Below are 16,435 nucleotides of genomic sequence, written 5' to 3'. Positions count from 1 at the left end.
CTCCATGCATAGGCGTGGTCGGCATCCACTCCTAAACGTATCAGGTTTTTCCGTTTACGTTCGGGTTTCTTCCAGTCCGTCCAGATACAATAGCGTAATCCACTTGCTAAAATAACTCATCTGACTTCTAACTAGAAATACCGAAAATCAAACAAGATTAAACACATGAATAAATGCTTGTTAAGCAAAAAAAATGCTATTCTTCGCAAAGAATTTCTAAATGAGAAACAAAATTAATTTGATTTGTTGCTTAATTATTAAAATTTTTCTCTACTTGATCAGCATAAACCTACTGGATTCAAAAATCAATTGAAGCATTTGTTTAAATTACGAACCAAAGCCTCAACCTAAATATTAAAATATTTCTAAACTAAAGTTGATTTTCAATTACACGATAACAAGAACGGCTCAATTATTGCGATCGAAAATGTCATAGGTTACATTAATGATAATTTGTGGCTTAAATCAACAAACAAAATAGCAACTAACTCAATATCAATATTAAATAAAAATTATAACTACTTTTTTTATTATTATAAGTTTAGTAAGAGCAGAATTATCAATTGTACTTTTCGTTCATAAGCAAAATTTCAAAAATAAACTCCAAATTAAATGCAAAAAATTATCGTTTTCTTATTTATACTCTTAAATTTTCACGCCCAAGGCCAGACAACCAAGAATGAGTTGGTTTCTTCAATCTTAAATAACAAATACGAGGTAGAAAAAACAATTTGGGGGCAAAGTGGACATGAGAGACAAACCTTTTCAATCATTAGAACGAAAATTTTAGTCGTAAATGATGATATTGAAATCGTTAACCCAAAAGGAAATAAATATGCAGTAATTATTATTTGTGATTCAATTATTTCGAATGAAAATGCCAAATTACATTCGAAATCGGCCATTAAAGTATTCTCGAATAATGCAACTAAAATTTTGAAGTTAAAGAATACATTTAATTCTTTGAACGAAAACATTAAGCGAAATGATAAAACTGTTTTTATCTGCAAAAATTTTCAGCCTGATACAATTAGCCTTCATCATAAAACTGCAGGTAATGGGCAAGATGGTATTAATGGTGCAGATGGAAAAGATGGGATTTCTGGGGAGAACGGTGGTAAAGGCGGTCTTGGTGGTAAAGGCGGTCTTGGTGGCAAAGGTGGCACTGCGGGTATTGGAGGGCAAGGTGGCAATGGAGGAAATGGTGGTTCAGGTGGAACTGGAGGGAAAGGTGGTGCTGGCGGACAGGGCGGTATCGGTGGAAAAAATGGCGAAAATGGTGCTGATGGAATTGATGGAAATGACGGTAATCTTAAAGTAACTAAAAAATTTGGAATAACCATTTTAGTTAAAGGGAATAAATATCTACAATTAAATGTAGCTGATTTTAAAAATCAGGTAAAAGAACTAATAAGAAATAGTAATATTTTCTAAAAATCCTAGCGCCTAAAGTTTGTTTAAAAAAAGCCTTATCCTTACCGTATTCGGCAAATGCTTTAGGACATTTTACGGATTTTTTTATTTAATTACTGGCCTAAAATCGAAATTTTCTAGTCTTGGATTACACTGAGTTTGATTAACTTTGCTATAATTGAAAAACTCAGATCAACCTTCCATTTTTAAACAAAAATTATTGCATTGGGCTAATCAGTTCGATGTTTGTTGCTTTTTAGATTCCAATCACTACAAAGATCAATATTCGGCTTACGATTTTATTGTTGCAACTGGCGTTAACGCTGAACTGAAATCAAATTATGGTGACGCTTTCGAGAAACTAAAAACTTTTCAAAAAGAAAATAAGCAATGGTTATTCGGTTTTTTTAGCTACGATCTTAAAAATGAAATTGAAGATCTTCATTCCGATAACTTGGATAAATTGAATTTTCCAGATTTGTATTTTTTTATTCCAGCATATTTAATTGCCGTTAAAGACGGGAAAATAGAGGTGCTGGTTGGAGATAAAGATGTGTTAGATGAAATAAACGACATCGATCGAGCCTTTCTTCCTGCTAAGAATGGAGCAGTACTGCCTGCCAGCAAGATCGGAAAAAACGACAAACGAAAAGCGAAAAGTGGCTTGGATATAAAACCTCGATTAACAAAAGATCAATATTTAGATAAAGTTGAGCATTTAAAAAAACACATCATCCGTGGCGATATTTACGAAATAAATTTTTGTCAAGAGTTTTTTGCCGAGAATGCATTTATAAATCCTATTGAAACTTTCGAGGCTTTAAACATGCTTTCCCCTACTCCTTTTGGTGGCTATTTTAAGTTGAACGATCAATATATTTTATCGGCTACGCCGGAGCGGTTTTTATGTAAGCGTGGAAATAAATTAATTTCTCAACCCATAAAAGGAACTGCACGACGAAATATTGACCCTATACAAGATCATAAAATAAAATATGCATTAAAAAATGATCTTAAAGAGCAAACGGAGAATGTGATGATCGTTGACCTGGTTCGCCACGATTTAACAAAATCGGCTTTAAAAGGGTCTGTAAAAGTTGATGAGCTGTTTGGAGTTTACTCATTTCCACAAGTCCATCAATTGATATCAACCATAAGTTGCGACCTAAATCCCGAGATTCATTTCATTGATGCAATTAAGAATACGTTCCCAATGGGATCTATGACAGGTGCGCCCAAAATAAAAGCCATGGAACTGATTGAAGAATTTGAAGTGACAAAACGTGGTATTTACTCTGGTTCATTCGGTTGCATTAATCCCAATGGAGATTTCGATTTTAACGTAGTGATTAGAAGTATTCTTTATAATAAGCAAAATAACTATCTATCTTTTCAGGTTGGTGGCGCAATTACCTACCATAGCGATGCTGAGAAAGAATATGAGGAGTGTTTGCTTAAGGCAAGCGCAATTTTGAGCGTATTGGAAAGTGAAATTTGAGTTATGAGTTTGGGATAGTTATGAGTTATGAGTTATGAGTTATGAGTTATGAGTTATGAGTTATGAGAAAACGAACCACTAAAAATTTTGTTTTGATTATCAAAAAAAAGTGATGCCTTTAGCATCACTCATGCCTCATATCTCAACACTCAGTAAAAATGATGCCTTTAACAGGACTCATCACTCATATCTCAACACTCATAACTAAAAAAATTATTTTTTGTAAAACTGTTGTGCTTCTGGTAAATACCTTTGAATTTGGGCAATACGTGATGCATCGCTTGGGTGCGTGCTTAAAAACTCAGGCGGTTTTTGATTGCCTTGAGAGGATGCTGACATTCTCTGCCAAAAATTAACAGCACTTTGTGGATTGTAGCCAGCCATCGCCATAAAAATCAAACCCAATCTATCGGCTTCTAATTCTTTATCGCGAGAATATTTCAACATAGCAACCGGAGCACCTACACCATATAGTGTATTAAAAATGCCTTGCGCTTGTGGGTTTTTTGATAAAGCAACTCCACCAACCGCGCCTATACCTTGAGACAACATTTCTTGCGACATTTGTTCTGCAGAGTGCCCAGCAATGGCGTGTGCAATCTCATGGCCCATTACGGTAGCCAAACCAGCATCATCTTTCGTAACTGCTAAAATACCGGTGTAAACAACAATTTTTCCACCCGGCATACACCAAGCGTTTTGTTCTTTATTTTGTACCACGTTAACTTCCCACTTGTAATCTTTTATCAAATCGCCATAATTGTTCGCATTCATATATTGCTTTACGGCAGTAATTAATTTGCTACCAACGGTTTTAACTCTTAATGCCTGTGCATTAGAAGCAGGCAATACTGTCGATTTATTCTCAGTCAAAAACTCGCTATATGCTTGGAAAGCCATCGGCAAAACTTGATCGTTACTCACTAAGTTTAATCTACTTCTACCTGTTAAAGGCACAGTTGAACAAGAGTTGAATAGCAATAATGAACTAACAAATGCTAACGCTAATATTTTTTTCATATCAATTTAATTTAGTAAAAAAATGAGATCATAAAAGATTTTCACAATTAATAAAGTTTAATTCGGTGAAATTGTTTTCCTTTTAAACAGATAAACTTTAGATTCTTTGCCTTTTAATAACCTTTCGAGGTTTTTTTGATGCGTAACTAAAATTAATACGCACACCACCATTCCATATAAAACTTCTGATTTTATGCTTACTTGAAAGAGAAAAACTATACTTAATGGAAAAGTAAAACCCGCACAAATCGAGCTTAAAGACACGTATTTAGTAATTAACAATACAACCACAAAAACAAGTACACAAAGCATAGCTGCCTGGAAGTGAACTGCTAAAATCATCCCAAAAAGCGTAGCCACACCTTTACCGCCCCTAAAACCAGCAAAAATCGGGAACAAATGACCCATAACCGCAGTTACGCCCAATGCCAGCTCGTAATTTACAAATTGTGCAGAATGGATGGGACCAGTAACCGACATGCCTATTAAGTAAGCCAACTTTGTGGCGGTGTAACCTTTAGCAATATCGATAGACATTACCGCAATACCCGCTTTTTTTCCTAATACCCTAAAAGTATTGGTTGCGCCAGCATTGCCACTCCCGTATTCACGAACATCAACGCCATAAAATGCTTGGCCTAGCCAAACCGCCGTAGGAATTGAACCAAAAAGATATGCAAGTATAACCGCACCGAGTGAATAAACCGTAATCATAGCCTACAATATTACAAAAAATAAGCCTTTAATTTTACAAGCATGTTACTTAAAATGCTTTTAAACTCATATCTAAGCTTTTTACGGAGTGCGTTAGTGCACCCATCGAAATAAAATCCACGCCACAATCAGCATATTCTACTACATTTTCTTCTGTTATTCCACCAGATGCTTCTGTAATATATCTACCATCAATAAGGCTAACTGCTTTTCTAAGTGTTTCAAAATCAAAATTATCGAGCATAATCCGATCTACACTTCCTGTAGAAATTACTTGATTAAGTTCATCCAGATTTCTAACTTCTACTTCAATTTGTAGCGATTTATTTTGATCCGAAAGGTATTTCTTAGCTGCATTAATCGCATTCGAAATGCCTCCGGCATAATCTACATGATTATCTTTAATTAAAATCATATCGTATAAACCAATTCTATGATTTACACCGCCACCAATCCTAACCGCCCATTTTTCTAAATAGCGTAAGCCTGGAGTTGTTTTTCTCGTATCTAAAAGTTTGGCTTTGGTATCTTTCAACATTTCCACAATGTGGTGTGTCTTTGTGGCTATACCGCTCATTCGTTGCATGCAATTAAGCACTAAGCGTTCGGCTAAAAGGATAGAATGGGTGCTTCCAGAAACTGTTAAAGCAATATCGCCAACTTTTACTACTGATGCATCTTGCAAAAGCACATCAACTTTCAAACTGGGATCTAAAATTTTAAAAATTTCAACGCCCAATTCTACACCAGCTAAAATACCATCTTCTTTAATAATTAACTTGGCTTTTCCCTGTGCGTTTTTCGGTATAGTCGATAATGAGGTGTGGTCTCCGTCGCCAACATCTTCTGATAAGGCATTTTTTATAAAATCGTGTACAATTTTTTTATCCAAAACAAATAATTAAGGTGCAAAAATAAGAAATATTCTAGGCATGTCAATTTAGAAAAATATTTTGATTTTCAAACTTAATTTTTCACCTGCTCTATCCTCAACTCGGTAATTAAAAAAGAATTATTAATCTTCTTCATCGTTACAGAAACGCGAAAAACATCCTTAGCCGTATTTAGGATAATTACGCCAAAACGGTAATTTGGATTAGTATTTATTTTATGAGAAATGGTTGATTTTGTAGGGGGAAACTTTGCAAAAAAATCTTTAAGTATCTGTTCTCCCTGTAGCTTAGAATATACATCTTCCTCATCACCGATCACTAACTCAATCGTTGTTGAAAAGTTTTTAGCTATATTTTTAGAATCTCCTGCCTTGAAAAAAGTAGATAAATCGTCCACTATATCAGTCTGAGGAGCACTCAAATGAGATATTGGAATAAATGCGACTAAAAAAATAAATAAGCTACGAATCATTTGGTATAGGATATACCCAACAATAGCTAAAATTATGCCATTAGCATATCAAAATAAGTAATAGTTATTTCAATACGCTTTAAAAATTTATATTTGTGTTGTTAAAAAAAAGGAAAACAACATTTGTTATAAAAATGTTTTAAAAAAAGTACAAATAATATCGATACAAAATAATGATAAAAGATAAAAAAGTTGCGCTAATTATTCTTGATGGATGGGGTTATGGAAAACATGATAATTCTGACGCGGCCTTTGCTGCAAACACACCCTTTTTCGATTCACTGATAGAAAAATATCCAAACTCGAAATTAGAAGCTTCTGGTGAAGCTGTTGGATTACCTGCCGGCCAAATGGGCAACTCAGAAGTAGGCCACATGAATTTAGGCGCCGGTAGAGTGGTTTACCAAGAGCTAGGACGAATAAATAAATCTATTGCAGATCACGAACTGCATCATTTACCAGTGCTAACAGATGCATTCGATTATGCAAAGAAAAATAACAAGGCTGTTCATTTTATTGGCTTAGTTTCTAACGGTGGCGTACATGCACATATCGAGCATTTAAAGGCTTTATGTGATGCCGCGCAAGAAGCAAATGTAGCACGTGTTTTCATCCACGGTTTTTTAGATGGAAGAGACACCGATCCTAATTCGGGGTTTGGATTTATTAGCGATTTACAGCGACACATTGAAAACACAAACACCAAAATTGCCACTTTAATTGGCCGTTATTATGCAATGGATAGAGATAACCGTTGGGAGCGCGTAAAACAGGCTTACGATGTGATGGTTAATGCAGTTGGCGAAAAAACAGATGATGTGCTAAATGCCATCAAAAAATCGTACGATAATGGCGTAACCGATGAGTTTTTGAAACCAATTGTAGCAACTGATGGAAATGGAATTCCAATTGCTAAAATTGAAGCAGATGATGTAGTAATTTGCTTTAATTACCGCACCGATAGAGGCAGAGAAATTACAGCTGCGCTAACGCAAAAAGATTACCCAGATTTTGGTATGCAGAAATTGCCATTGTACTATGTAACGATGACTACCTACGATGAAAATTTCAAAAATATTAAAGTTGTTTTTACAAAAGATGATTTAATACAAACCTTGGGTGAAGTTTTAGCCACAAACCATAAAAATCAAATCCGCATTGCCGAAACAGAAAAATACCCACATGTTACTTTTTTCTTTTCTGGAGGAAGAGAAGCAGAATTTGAAAATGAGAAAAGAATTTTAATCCCTTCGCCAAAAGTTGCTACTTACGATTTGCAACCAGAAATGAGCGCTGCAGGAATCACTGATGCTATAACTAAAGAATTGGAAACTGGTTGGGCAGACTTTATTTGTTTAAACTTTGCAAATCCAGATATGGTTGGTCATACAGGTGTTTTCTCTGCAGTGATTAAAGCAGTAGAAACGGCCGATAAATGCGCTGAAATAGTAGTTAAAAAAGGTTTAGAAAACGGTTATTCATTTATTTTACTTGCCGATCATGGCAATTCAGAATTTATGGTAAATAAAGATGGCTCTGCAAATACCGCACACACCACAAATTTAGTGCCGTGCATTTTAATTGATAGCGATTATAAAACAATTAAAGATGGAAAATTGGGCGATATTGCACCTACAATTTTAAAACTAATGGGTATTGATGCACCTAAAGAAATGACTGGAAACTGCTTGGTGTAATGCAAAAAAAATACATTTTATTCGTATTGGTGTTGTGTTGTTTCTCGTGTAAACCGAAAGCAGACAACACCAATACTACTTTATTATACTTCGATTTAAAGGGTTTTTTTGATAAGGAAACCCAAAGGTTAACGAAATTAAACCCCACGATAGAAAAGCTGGTAAGTGTTGACGGAAGCGTTGAACACGAAACTTTAAAAATTGCAGACTGGGAAAATGAATTAAAAATTTTTACTGCTGCAGATATTAATAAAGCTGCATGGCGAGGAAGTTTCAGCGTAAAAAAAATGGGTAATGTAACGCAGTATGTTACTGATAACAAAAAAATTTCCGTTAAACAGATTTCAGTAGAGGAAACAAATAATCAGCTTAAAAAAATAGTAATCATTATTCAAGATAAAAACATTTTATATGTATCTAATGATACCTTAACTTACATTCCAAATGTTTCTTATCAGATTAAAAAACAACAAAAAATTAAACTTTACGATGCAAAAAGCTACGAAGTATTAGGCAAATTTTAATTAGATCTTGCCTATGTATTTTTCATCACAACAAAAGATAAATATTTTAATGAGGCAGTTTAATGCTGTTTTTCAAACCATTTACTTAGCTTTTTGTTAATTGCATATTAGATAAATATAAGGAAAAATGGATTTACAACTTCCTAAAAGTGAATACCCTAGAGTAGTAATTATTGGTGGTGGGTTTGGTGGGATCGAACTCGCAAAAAGATTAAAAAATAAACCTTTTCAGGTGGTGATGTTGGATAAGCATAATTATCACACTTTCCAACCATTGCTTTATCAAGTGGCAACAGGCGGATTAGAACCGGATTCTATCGCCTTTCCACTGCGTAAAATATTTAGAGCCCAAAAGAATTTTATTTTTAGGGTAACTAAAGTAACTGATGTACTTGCATCAGAAAACGCTTTACTTACCGATATTGGAAAAATAAATTATGATTATTTAGTTATCGCAACAGGATCTACCAGTAATTTCTTCGGCAACAAAGAAATTGAAGAAAATTCTATGCCTATGAAATCTATTCCTGAGGCTTTGGATTTGCGGAGTATGATTTTGCAAAATTTCGAAAAATCGTTGATCGAAAAAGATGCTGATAAAAAAAGTGCTTTATTAAATTTTGTTGTTGTGGGTGGCGGACCAACCGGCGTTGAAACAGCAGGCGCAATTGCCGAATTGAAAAGACATGTTGTTCCAAATGATTACCCCGAACTTGATTTAAATAAAGTACATATTTATTTAATCGAAAATTCGCCAGAATTGCTGGGCGTAATGTCTGTTCAGGCACAAACCAAAGCAAAAGACTTTTTGGTTGAAATGGGTGTGAACGTAATGAACAGCACCAGAGTTTTAGGCTATGACGGCCACACCCTTACTTTACAAGATAAGCCGATTATTTTGACATCGTCTGTTATTTGGAGTGCAGGTGTTAAGGGTGAAGTTATTCCCGGATTAGATCTTGCAGAAATTGTGAGAGGTGGCAGATTAAAAACAGATCAACAAAATTTAATTGTTGGCTATCCAAATATATATGCCATTGGCGATGTTGCCGCAATTATTACCGAGGCTACGCCAAACGGACATCCCGGTGTTGCACCCGCAGCCATACAACAGGGAAATTTATTAGCAAAAAATTTAGTAAATCTCGTTTCGAATAAGCCATTGGAGAACTTTAAATATTTCGACAAAGGCTCTATGGCTACCGTTGGCCGTAATAAAGCTGTTGTAGATATTGGTAAAATACGTTTCCAAGGCGTATTTGCATGGTTTACATGGATGTTTGTACACTTAATGACTTTAGTTGGGTTCAGAAACAAAATCATTGTGTTTATCAACTGGGTTTGGAGCTATTTTAGTTATGATCGTGGTGCGAGATTAATCATCAGAACTTTTGCAAAAGATAGAAGTATAGATTACCAAACAGATGATGTAGCGAGCGTAAAAGAGGTTAAAACTCTATAAAATGAGCGATTTTAAACTAGTTGAGTGCCCAAGAGATGCCATGCAAGGTTTGCATCATTTTATTCCGACTCAACTAAAAACAGCATATTTGAATTTATTGCTTCAGGTTGGTTTTGACACACTTGATTTTGGGAGTTTTGTTTCGCCAAAAGCGATTCCGCAGATGGCCGATACTGCCGAAGTTTTAGCAAACTTAGATTTAGGTAACACCAACACTAAACTTTTGGCAATTGTTGCCAATTTACGTGGTGTTGAGGTTGCTGTAAAACATACAGAAATCAGCTATTTAGGTTTTCCTTTCTCAATATCCGAAACTTTTCAGCAACGCAATACCCATTCTAGTATAAAACAATCGTTAAGTGTTGTTGAAGAAATGCTTTCCATTTGTGCCAAAAACAATAAAAAAGCCGTAGTCTATCTATCCATGGGTTTTGGTAACCCTTACGGTGATGAATGGAACTACGAAATTATTGATAAATGGGCCGATGAATTAACAAATAAAGGCGTTGAAATTTTATCCCTCGCAGATACGGTTGGCATTTCTACCGTGGAAAAAATAGAACATATTTTACCAAAATTAATTGCTCGGTACAACCACACAGAAATTGGAATTCACTTACATTCGACCCCCGAACAAAGGTTAGAAAAAATTGAAGCCATTTATCATTCTGGCTGTAAGAGGATTGATGGTGCGTTGAAAGGTTTTGGGGGCTGCCCTATGGCTACCGACGACCTAACTGGAAATATCCCAACTGAAGATATTATTCGATTTTTAACCTCCAAAGGAGAAAAATTAAATCTTAACATGGAGAAATGGGATGAAGCGATGGAATTTTCGAAGAAAATTTTCGACTAGATAAAATTTTTTACACACGGTTAGTTTGTTAATCGAATTATTATGAGTCTGTCACATTGAGCCTGTCGAAATGCCCTAATAATAATTTAACGCGTTCTTCGACAAGCTCAGAATGACAAATTGGTAAAATTATGTGCATCAATAACTTACAAAACTTCTACAAATAAATTTTAATTTCCTACCCCGAAATTGCATGTATAATATCGTACTGCGTAATAATATTAATTTTTCCCTGCTCGTCTTCCACCAAAACTGCAGAATTTTCTCTGTTAATCATAGATGAAATTTTATCAATAGACGTATTCAAATCTACAAAAGGGAAAGTTGCGGTCATAATGTCTTCTATCGGTGCCGATTTCAGCGCTGGATTTTCTAATAAGGCCGATAAAATATCACTTTCAGCTATTTTACCTACAATCATTCCTTGTTGGGTAACTGGAATTTGTGAAATATTCATCGATTTTATCGTATTTATGGCTTCAAAAACTGACTTTCTTGCATCGATAGTTAAAATTTCCGAATCTCCTTTTTTAGCTAAAATAGATTTTGCAGTTAGTTTCTCATCTTTTAAAAAGCCACGTTCGCGAAGCCAATCTTCGTTGTACATTTTGCCCATATAACGGCTTCCATGGTCGTGGAAAATAATAACCACAACATCTTCTGGCTTCAATTTATCTTTTAGTTGAATTAATCCCGCAACCGCAGCACCAGCCGAATTACCAACAAAAATACCCTCTCTACGGGCGATTTCGCGTGTCATCAAGGCAGCATCTTTATCCGTCACTTTTTCAAATAAATCAATCACATCAAAATTAACATTGGCTGGCAAAAAATCTTCACCAATTCCTTCTGTTATATATGGATATATTTCATCCTTATCAAAAACACCTGTCTCTTTATATTTTTTAAAAACAGAACCATAAGTATCGATGCCCCAAACTTTGATATTCGGATTTTTTTCTTTTAAATACTTTCCTGTTCCAGAGATTGTGCCACCAGTACCCACACCAACCAATAAATGCGTAATTTTTCCTTCAGTTTGTTCCCAAATTTCAGGTCCGGTTTGTTCGTAATGCGCTTTTGAATTTGCTAAATTATCGTATTGATTTGGTTTCCAAGAGTTAGGCACTTCACGCTCTAAACGAGAAGAAACTGAATAGTACGAGCGAGGATCTTCTGGCTCAACATTGGTTGGACAAACAATTACTTCGGCTCCAAAAGCTCGTAATGCATCTACCTTTTCTTTTGATTGTTTATCGGTAGTTGTAAAAATACACTTGTAACCTTTTACAATGGCTACCATCGCTAAACCCATTCCCGTATTGCCCGATGTGCCTTCAATTATGGTTCCGCCTGGCTTAAGCGCTCCAGACTTTTCTGCTTCTTCAATCATTTTGATCGCCATACGATCCTTAATTGAGTTACCAGGATTGGTGGTTTCAATTTTTGCAAGGATTGTACCGGGAACATTTTTTGTTATTGTATTTAATTTAACCAATGGCGTGTTGCCAACAGTTTCTAGAATATTATTATACCACATGCATCAAAAATAAGCAAAGGCATTAAGTATTTTACAAACAATATTTAATTTGAAACATAATTCTGAAAAGAAGAAATTATAAGAATATTATTTTATAATCTACAATTCTGATCGGCGTTAGCGTTTGATTATTCTGTAAAAAGTAATATCGATTTATTAAAAATATAACACTTAAGCTAACTTATAAACTTTCCCGGGGAGAGAAACGATAATTCCCTGCATTTCTAAAGTTAATATAACAATCGCCAGTTTACTTTGCTGAATATTTAATGCTATTGCGAGTTCATCAATTGCCAACTGACCATTTTGGAGTGTATCTACAACCTTTTGTTCATTTGCGGTTAAATTTAATTTCAGCGTAGTTTGCGCACTAATTTTTTGTTGTTTAACCTCATCATCCCAACCCAAATAATAAATTAAATCTTTTGCATTATTAATTAACCCTGCCCTATTGGTTTTAATTAAAAAATTACAGCCTTCAGAAAACACATCAGTGGTTCTGCCTGGAAATGCATAAACGTCTTTATTATAAGAATTGGCGATTTCTGCGGTAATTAATGCACCACCTTTTATTGATGCTTCCACAACTATTGTCGCATCGGCAATACCTGCGATTATCCGATTGCGTTGAGGAAAATTTTGCCGATCGGGATTGGTTTGCGTTGGATATTCGGTTAAAAGACCACCATTTAAAACCATTTTTTGCGAAACTGATTTGTGCAACTGGGGGTAAAGTCGATCCAATCCATGGCCTAAAACGCCAATATTAGTAATATCATTTGCAATACACTCTTTATGAGCCGTAACATCTATTCCATAAGCTAAACCACTTATAATTAAAACGTTGTAAGGCGCCAAAACCTCGCACAGTTGTTTACACAAGTTTTTTCCGTATTCCGTTGCATTTCGTGTACCCACAATACTTAAAATCCGGGTGTGGTTTAAATCGGCTTTGCCTTTAAAATAAAGTAAAACTGGCGAATCAATACAGTTTTTTAATCTTTTTGGGTAATTTTCGTCCGAGAAAAACAGCACTTCGATACCATGTTTCTCCACAAAAAGCAGCTCTTCTTCTGCCCTCTTTAAGGCATTTGTATTCAAAATTGCTTCAACTGTTTTTTGTCCAATGCCAGGAATTTGTAAAAGCTGTGCTTTAGTAGCCGAAAAAACATTTTCGGCGCTGCCACAGTACGCTAATAAATTTTTAGCGTTTACAGGCCCTATCGATTTTATAAAGGTTAATGCAATTTTGTGGAGCGTGCTCATTGTTTTTAAGCTAAGGGTTATAAATACTTTGGGATGATTTATGTCCTTAAAAAAAGCCTAAAAATCAATATCAATTAAACTTTTTAACGGAATATGAATGTTGTTTTTTAATTGAAGATATTTTTCTGTAACCGACCAAACCGTAGTTTCTACTTTCTTAGGGCCTATGGTTGTATTGAAAGTGATTGTGGCTTTCGATTTAAATTCGTTACCCAAACGCTGTGCATCTGCAAGTTTAGTGGTTAATTGTTCAGTATGATCTTCGGTTGACGGAATAATATTTAAATAGCTTAAGTGTTCTTTTTCTATAAGTTCTACTGACATGGTTTCTTTTAAACGATTAATGTTAAACAAGCTTATTAATTTTTGAGTACAAAAGCAACCAAAAAATTAATTAATCTAAAATTTGATGCAAAAATAGATTAATTTGAGTTAAACAGCGAAAGTTATAATGATAAGACTATTTAAAATTGGGTCTTTTACTTTCTACCATGCCTTTAAACTCATGGTCGAGCTGATCATTTGCTTGATCAATCTGTTGCCTGGCCGAACCAGATAAACTACTTACACTACTATCTCTCAAATAGGATGTGAAAGCACCATTAGCCGAATAATTTAGCGCTTGAGCAAGTAAACTTTCAGTAACATCACCAAAGTTCTTAGTCAAATCATCGGAAACATCCTTATCAACGGGCATTCCATCAAAATAATCGCCAAAATTGGCCGAATTTTTCGTTTGAAATTGCGGAATGTATAAATCGCTTTTATCAATACGGATAGAGAAGAATCCAACTGGCTTACCATAAGTTTTTTTGCCAATTAATTTTACATCCATTATTGGTTTTAAATTGTTAATAAGCAATTCGCTTGCAGAGGCAGTTCCACCAGACACTAAAAAATAAACTCTTGTTAAAGCATTCACACTTCCTCGTTTTACAAAAATTTCTTGGTTACCGGCAGCTTGGGTTGGTCTGTAATCATAATCGAAATAAGAGTATAATTTACGTACGCCGTTCGCATCGGTATCGTAAAATTTCTGATTCTGCAAAATAGTAGCTTGATTATCCTGCATGGTTTTAGTCCAATAGGTTGTGTACATTATATTGCCATTTTGAACGGCTGGCGCGATTAAATTTGTAAGCACTTGCGAAGTTGCGACAGAGCCTCCCCCGTTATACCGCAAATCAACCACTAACTCCGTAATCCCATCAGTAGCAAATTTATTAAAAGCAGCATCTAATAATGATGCAGAATTGGTTGTAAAACTGTTAAAGACGATGTATCCTACCTTTTTACCACCACTAACGGTGTAAGTATTTGAATATAAAATTGGATTAATATTGTACTTTCCACGATAAATAACTAAATCTTGCTGGTTACCATCTGGTTTTACAACCGTTAAAGAAACGCTTGGGTTATTGCCAAAAATACCGTTGTTTAAATTGTCAATATCAGCCTGACTAGTGCGAAGGGTTGTCCGGCCATTTACTTTCGTTATTTGGTAACCACGTTGTAAACCTGCAGTTGCAGCCGGCGAAGTGCCGTAAACAAATTTTACCCGCAATAAGTTTGAAGCGTCATAATTAGCTGAAAAACCGTAATCGCCACTCACCCCGCTTAGTTGCTCTGCAACAGAACCATTATCAATAAAAGAATATTTATCTTTTCCGCCTGTACTTGGCAAAGCTTTTAAGGCAGCAAGTACGGCATTATTAGAACTGTATTTTCTCGGATTAAAAGCGTCATAAGATGGCATTCCCACATTCCAAAAATAAGTTTGTTGCGCATACAGATAAATAGAATCTTTCGTCAAATCTTCTCTGCTCAAATTTTGAGACGTTTCAGATTTTTTGCACGATGAAGTAATTGCAATTAAGACTAATAATCCAAAAAACAGAAAATTATTGGTTGTAGATTTATTTAACATAGAATTTAGCTAGATATTTTCAATACTAATATACGGTAAATTCAGTATTTCAGATTGTTTTTTATCCGAATTATTCGCACCGACTACAAAAGCCTCACTAGCAGTTAAACCATTGGTATTGAGTATTTTTTGAAATGTTTCTGATTTTTCCTGATTGAGCTCATCGCTAAAAAAAACTGTTAAATATTTTTCTAAACCATTCCATTCAACTTGTTTAATTTTATTTAGTTGCTGTTCTGGTTTACCTTTGGTTACGATGTAAATTTTTTTCCGTTCTACAACTAAATCCTGCATAAGTTTGAGCATTTTCTCAAATAACAGTAACTTTAAAGGTAGTCGGGCATTTTCATGCAATAGTTCGAAATTATAGCGGTATTTATCATCGATTTTAAACTTCCCCGCAACCTCATCAAATAATCCATCTGCACCATTTTGCAGAAATTCTGTTTTTGCAAATGCTAAAATTTCTTGTGCGTTTTGATGTTCGGTATATTCTATAAATTGGGCAAAAAGATAATAAACCTGTAACAAATAGTCTTTATTCGGAAATAGAACATCGTCGAGTTCTAAAATAGCAATTTGTTTATTTTTGAGAAAATCTTCGTTGCGCATCGTTATAAAGTAAAAAGTTTAAAATCATCATCAGCGGTATTATAGCCAAAAACACCATTCAACTCTTCTTCTCTTTTGATAAATATTTCATTACCGCTCGCAAAAACACATTCACCATGCACAAAAACAGCAAAGTTTTGATAGGTGTTTTTTTCGTTACTAATATATTTAAAAAGCTGGTTATCGCTCGGTAAAAGCACGTGTATGCCGTACTCATTAAATAAAACCGAAGATTTAGCCATAGGTTCAACTTCAAATTCGTGCATTGGGATAACACTATCTATGCTATTGGTAATACAAAAATTAAGCAGAATGTGTGCAATACTTTCTTTATTCAAAATGCCTAAAGATTGAAAAGCATAATTTGCTGTCGATATACCCGGAACCTCTCCATAATCTGCCAATAGCACAAAATGATTAGGAAACGCTTTTAATAATTTTAATGCTTTTGCGCTATTAGCACCTGTAATAAGTATTTTCACTTTATATTTTTTTTAAAACAATGTTAATTTAGTTTTGAGTGATGAGATATGAGTGATGA

Annotated in this window: 16 protein-coding genes; 6 read left to right on the top strand and 10 right to left on the bottom strand. The window is 34.7% G+C overall.

Features of this window, described 5'->3' with window-relative positions:
- Window positions 1–612 precede the first annotated feature (612 nt).
- Both EZJ43_RS17340 and EZJ43_RS08740 read left to right on the top strand, forming a co-directional pair.
- Window positions 613–1,434 (top strand): hypothetical protein, encoded by an 822-nt coding sequence (locus EZJ43_RS17340; protein ID WP_207924598.1) that lies wholly within the window; start codon window positions 613–615, stop codon window positions 1,432–1,434.
- Between the two features lie 157 nt (window positions 1,435–1,591).
- Window positions 1,592–2,911: an anthranilate synthase component I family protein gene (locus EZJ43_RS08740; protein WP_133262319.1), complete on the top strand. Its 1,320-nt coding sequence runs from the start codon at window positions 1,592–1,594 to the stop codon at window positions 2,909–2,911.
- Between the two features lie 213 nt (window positions 2,912–3,124).
- Here EZJ43_RS08740 and EZJ43_RS08735 read toward each other — a convergent pair whose 3' ends face one another.
- The 4 genes from EZJ43_RS08735 to EZJ43_RS08720 form a co-directional block, all read right to left on the bottom strand.
- Complete coding sequence (locus EZJ43_RS08735) at window positions 3,125–3,931, bottom strand: M48 family metallopeptidase (protein ID WP_133262318.1); 807 nt, start codon at window positions 3,929–3,931, stop codon at window positions 3,125–3,127.
- Between the two features lie 57 nt (window positions 3,932–3,988).
- Window positions 3,989–4,645, bottom strand: a complete 657-nt coding sequence (gene plsY / locus EZJ43_RS08730; RefSeq protein ID WP_133262317.1) for a glycerol-3-phosphate 1-O-acyltransferase PlsY — start codon at window positions 4,643–4,645, stop codon at window positions 3,989–3,991.
- Between the two features lie 49 nt (window positions 4,646–4,694).
- On the bottom strand, window positions 4,695–5,537 hold the full coding sequence (gene nadC, locus EZJ43_RS08725; RefSeq protein ID WP_133262316.1) for a carboxylating nicotinate-nucleotide diphosphorylase: 843 nt from the start codon (window positions 5,535–5,537) through the stop codon (window positions 4,695–4,697).
- A 74-nt stretch (window positions 5,538–5,611) separates the two neighbouring features.
- On the bottom strand, window positions 5,612–6,010 hold the full coding sequence (locus EZJ43_RS08720; RefSeq protein ID WP_133262315.1) for a DUF4783 domain-containing protein: 399 nt from the start codon (window positions 6,008–6,010) through the stop codon (window positions 5,612–5,614).
- Between the two features lie 173 nt (window positions 6,011–6,183).
- Here EZJ43_RS08720 and gpmI point away from each other — a divergent pair, with 173 nt between their 5' ends.
- The 4 genes from gpmI to EZJ43_RS08700 all read left to right on the top strand — a co-directional run bounded on the left by gpmI (window position 6,184) and on the right by EZJ43_RS08700 (window position 10,549).
- Window positions 6,184–7,707 (top strand): 2,3-bisphosphoglycerate-independent phosphoglycerate mutase, encoded by a 1,524-nt coding sequence (gene gpmI, locus EZJ43_RS08715; RefSeq protein WP_243718067.1) that lies wholly within the window; start codon window positions 6,184–6,186, stop codon window positions 7,705–7,707.
- Entirely contained in the window at window positions 7,707–8,231 is a 525-nt protein-coding gene (locus tag EZJ43_RS08710; RefSeq protein ID WP_133262314.1) for a hypothetical protein, read from the top strand. Before gpmI ends, EZJ43_RS08710 begins: the two co-directional genes overlap by 1 nt.
- A gap of 127 nt (window positions 8,232–8,358) precedes the next feature.
- Window positions 8,359–9,693: an NAD(P)/FAD-dependent oxidoreductase gene (locus tag EZJ43_RS08705; protein WP_133262313.1), complete on the top strand. Its 1,335-nt coding sequence runs from the start codon at window positions 8,359–8,361 to the stop codon at window positions 9,691–9,693.
- Window position 9,694: 1 nt separating this feature from the next.
- Window positions 9,695–10,549: a hydroxymethylglutaryl-CoA lyase gene (locus tag EZJ43_RS08700; RefSeq protein ID WP_133262312.1), complete on the top strand. Its 855-nt coding sequence runs from the start codon at window positions 9,695–9,697 to the stop codon at window positions 10,547–10,549.
- A gap of 178 nt (window positions 10,550–10,727) precedes the next feature.
- Here EZJ43_RS08700 and EZJ43_RS08695 read toward each other — a convergent pair whose 3' ends face one another.
- From EZJ43_RS08695 to EZJ43_RS08670, 6 genes are all read right to left on the bottom strand, one after another.
- Complete coding sequence (locus EZJ43_RS08695; protein ID WP_133262311.1) at window positions 10,728–12,089, bottom strand: pyridoxal-phosphate dependent enzyme; 1,362 nt, start codon at window positions 12,087–12,089, stop codon at window positions 10,728–10,730.
- 171 nt (window positions 12,090–12,260) lie between these two features.
- Complete coding sequence (dprA, locus tag EZJ43_RS08690) at window positions 12,261–13,355, bottom strand: DNA-processing protein DprA (RefSeq protein WP_133262310.1); 1,095 nt, start codon at window positions 13,353–13,355, stop codon at window positions 12,261–12,263.
- Window positions 13,356–13,412: 57 nt separating this feature from the next.
- A complete protein-coding gene (locus EZJ43_RS08685) occupies window positions 13,413–13,679 on the bottom strand; it encodes a hypothetical protein (RefSeq protein WP_133262309.1) in 267 nt (88 codons plus the stop codon).
- Window positions 13,680–13,815: 136 nt separating this feature from the next.
- On the bottom strand, window positions 13,816–15,282 hold the full coding sequence (locus tag EZJ43_RS08680) for a S41 family peptidase (protein WP_133262308.1): 1,467 nt from the start codon (window positions 15,280–15,282) through the stop codon (window positions 13,816–13,818).
- Window positions 15,283–15,291: 9 nt separating this feature from the next.
- Window positions 15,292–15,894 carry an HAD hydrolase-like protein gene (locus EZJ43_RS08675; RefSeq protein WP_133262307.1) on the bottom strand — a complete coding sequence of 201 codons (603 nt, stop codon included), beginning with the start codon at window positions 15,892–15,894 and terminating at the stop codon, window positions 15,292–15,294.
- Window positions 15,895–15,896: 2 nt separating this feature from the next.
- Window positions 15,897–16,376 (bottom strand): ATP-grasp domain-containing protein, encoded by a 480-nt coding sequence (locus tag EZJ43_RS08670; RefSeq protein ID WP_133262306.1) that lies wholly within the window; start codon window positions 16,374–16,376, stop codon window positions 15,897–15,899.
- Window positions 16,377–16,435: the final 59 nt, after the last annotated feature.

Source organism: Pedobacter changchengzhani (genome assembly GCF_004354365.1).
Classification (GTDB): Bacteria; Bacteroidota; Bacteroidia; order Sphingobacteriales; family Sphingobacteriaceae; genus Pedobacter; species Pedobacter changchengzhani.
This window is presented reverse-complemented; position numbering and strand designations above follow the sequence as displayed.